4 protein-coding genes (1 of these 4 cut by a window edge) are annotated in these 2,410 nt (G+C 59.3%); all 4 read right to left on the reverse strand.

Translation table 11 applies throughout. The features are described 5' to 3' along the window. Tightly spaced (at most 12 nt apart), the 4 genes in view from eutT to eutS form a layout consistent with a single transcriptional unit that may run on beyond the window. Positions 1 to 773, reverse strand: partial view of an ethanolamine utilization cob(I)yrinic acid a,c-diamide adenosyltransferase EutT gene (gene eutT / locus VZP09_RS14135; protein ID WP_328795226.1) — the 5' portion only. 37 nt of this gene lie to the left of the window's left edge; the window shows 773 of its 810 coding nt (coding positions 1–773); it begins with the start codon at positions 771 to 773; the stop codon falls past the left edge of the window. Then, positions 770 to 1,459 carry an ethanolamine utilization acetate kinase EutQ gene (gene eutQ, locus VZP09_RS14140; protein ID WP_004185056.1) on the reverse strand — a complete coding sequence of 230 codons (690 nt, stop codon included), beginning with the start codon at positions 1,457 to 1,459 and terminating at the stop codon, positions 770 to 772. The genes eutT and eutQ overlap by 4 nt, the downstream gene beginning before the upstream one ends. Then, positions 1,437 to 1,916 carry an ethanolamine utilization acetate kinase EutP gene (eutP, locus tag VZP09_RS14145; protein ID WP_002913727.1) on the reverse strand — a complete coding sequence of 160 codons (480 nt, stop codon included), beginning with the start codon at positions 1,914 to 1,916 and terminating at the stop codon, positions 1,437 to 1,439. The genes eutQ and eutP overlap by 23 nt, the downstream gene beginning before the upstream one ends. A 12-nt stretch (positions 1,917 to 1,928) precedes the next feature. After that, complete coding sequence (gene eutS / locus VZP09_RS14150) at positions 1,929 to 2,264, reverse strand: ethanolamine utilization microcompartment protein EutS (RefSeq protein ID WP_002913729.1); 336 nt, start codon at positions 2,262 to 2,264, stop codon at positions 1,929 to 1,931. Positions 2,265 to 2,410 lie beyond the last annotated feature (146 nt).

Consider the following 2,410-nt stretch of genomic DNA (forward strand, 5'->3'; position numbering starts at 1 on the left):
TGGCTGAGCGCCGGCGGCGCGTCCGTCACGCCCAGGATCATCATCACGTAGACCGCGCTGGAGAGACGGTTGAGCGCTTGCATAATATCGGCGCGCCGGACCGCAAATTGCGGCGTAATAAACACCTGCGCCGCGGTCACCTCCGCCTCGCGCACTTTGCCGCGCAGCAAATTAAGCAGCGCGACATCGCGCCCATGGCGGGCCTCCGGCACCAGGTGATCGTGACCCAGGTAACGCAGCGGCTGATGGGACAGACGATGCAGCTGCGCCTCGCTGAATCCGGCTATCGACTGCGCCGCCAGCGGTTCCTCCAGCGCATCGGCGCGCATGATGTTGCCCAGCCGCGAACGGATATCCGTCAGCCACGGCTGCCAGGGCTCCGCCAGTTCAATTTGCAGCCACACCGTCAGGGCGATGGTGCTGTCCAGCACCGCGCGGAAGGCCAGCCGCGGATCGTTTTTCGCCACCAGGGTATCGGCCGTCAGATGAGTTAAGGTGTCCGGCTTTTTGCCCACCGGCTGGTGACAAAGCTCGCAGCAGGCCTGGGGCGGATGGTCGCTGCTGGTCAGGACATGCACCGGCTGCGGCGTCTGTTCGTCATCCTCGACAAACAGGCGCCCCTGGCGGTCGAGAAATTTGACCCGCAGATGCCGACTTTCCAGCAGTTCCCTCGCCGAGGGCGTCAGGCGAGCATCGGCAGGAAGATGGATTTCACCGCCTTCGCTGAGCGTATGATTCGCTCTGAGCCACGCTTCGGTAATGAAATCGTTCATAGCGATTGCCAGTTTGCCGGCCAGGCGACGTACAGGAAGCGCACCGTCGACGGGGTACCGAATTCGATGCTGGAGCCTTTCGGGATGAACATGACGTCCCCCGCTTTGGCGACCAGCGTTTCCCCCTGATGGCGCACATGCAGCTCGCCCTCCAGCACCATATCGATTTCGTCGTAGTTCAGCGTCCACGGGAAGAAGGCGTTCTCCCACTGCATAAATCCGGCCGCCATGCTGCTGCCATCCTGGTCAGTCACCAGGTCCGTTAAGCCAACGCAGTGCGGCTGGGCGCCGTCGAAGCGGCCAAACTTCACGCTGCTGCCGTCGATCACTTTGATGCCGCCTTTGCCGGTCACTGCCTCAAATCCCGGCTGCATCGCCTCCTGTTCCAGGGACTGCTTCTCCTTCATCACCTTTTCCATCAGCTGCGCCACCAGGCTTTCGGTAAACTGGCCTTCCGGTAGCTGCGCCAGGATGGTTTCCCGGATCCGCTGGCTTTCCGTTTTGTCGCTGTCCGCCGCTGTCGCCGCCGGCGCGGCGCCATCGTCTTCGGTGATAGTGAATCCCAGCAGCTCGGCGACTTCGCGCGCTTCCGGGGTGATAATGCTGGCGCGCAGAACTACTGACATCGCCTGTTCGCCGCGCGCGTGGGCGGCACGAATATCGTTAGCGGTAATGAGTTTCTTCACCTGGCCCTTCCTCCTTTTGGCTGAGCTCACTCAAGTAATTTTCCAGCGGCGCAACGCTTTGCGGATCGCAACCGTTGAGGGCGAAAACCGGCGCCTGAAACCCCATCCCGTCCAGCAGCTGCCGCACCGCGGCGACATTGGCATCCGGCAGATCCGTTTTACTGATCGCCACGATAAGGTGCTTTCGGCTGCCAATATCCAGCAACCCGGGTGGCAGGCGACTTTCGGTATCATTGGCCGCATGGACATAAATCAGGGTGTCCACATCCTGCAAGGTGGTAATTAAGGCGTGATACCAGCGCGGATGGCTGAAATATTCCCCGGGTGTATCGATGTCGCCACGATCGTTAAATTCCAGCGCCTGCGTTTTTCTGGCGAGGGAATAATTCCCCTGCAGGGCATTAAATAACGTGGTTTTTCCTGCACCGACGGCGCCGACAATCGCAATACGCTTCATGGTCGCTCTCAATTAACTTTTCGTTAATTCGCACAAGGTATAATTTAATAAGCGGCCTAATCCGCCGATGGTCTGCAGAAGCGCCTCTTCCACCGCGCCGACCGAGCCGTAGATCACCAGCGCGCCGCTAAACCGGTCGAGAAAACCGATGTGCACGTCGGCGGCCTTCATCGCCAGATCGCCGGCGATCATCGCCGTTTCTCCCGGCGTCAGCGTCATAATGCCGATCGCGCCGGATTCGGGTACGCCGATCTTTTTTGCCAGCTCCGCTCCCGGGTGGGCAATCAGATGCGCCAGCGTGACCTGTTTGCCTGGTACGAATTCCTGAATAATGCGTTCTTTATCCATGACTGATTGCCCCCTGAAATCTGTCCTCATGGTGACGACATTTCAGCGCGGCAAATAACAAATTTCGGCAAGCGGGGTTAAAAGGTGAAGTGGATCACTAAGGCGAGAAAATAATAATGTGGCAGAAATAAAAAGGCAGGCTCAGC

It is taken from the genome of Klebsiella sp. EMBS2024, from assembly GCF_036233805.1.
GTDB lineage: Bacteria > Pseudomonadota > Gammaproteobacteria > Enterobacterales > Enterobacteriaceae > Klebsiella > Klebsiella pneumoniae.

Bases quoted from the DNA above. Each gene is read 5' to 3' on its own strand.
- eutP (WP_002913727.1), bottom strand. From the start codon at position 1,916: ATGAAGCGTATTGCGATTGTCGGCGCCGTCGGTGCAGGAAAAACCACG.
- eutS (WP_002913729.1), bottom strand. From the start codon at position 2,264: ATGGATAAAGAACGCATTATTCAGGAATTCGTACCAGGCAAACAGGTC.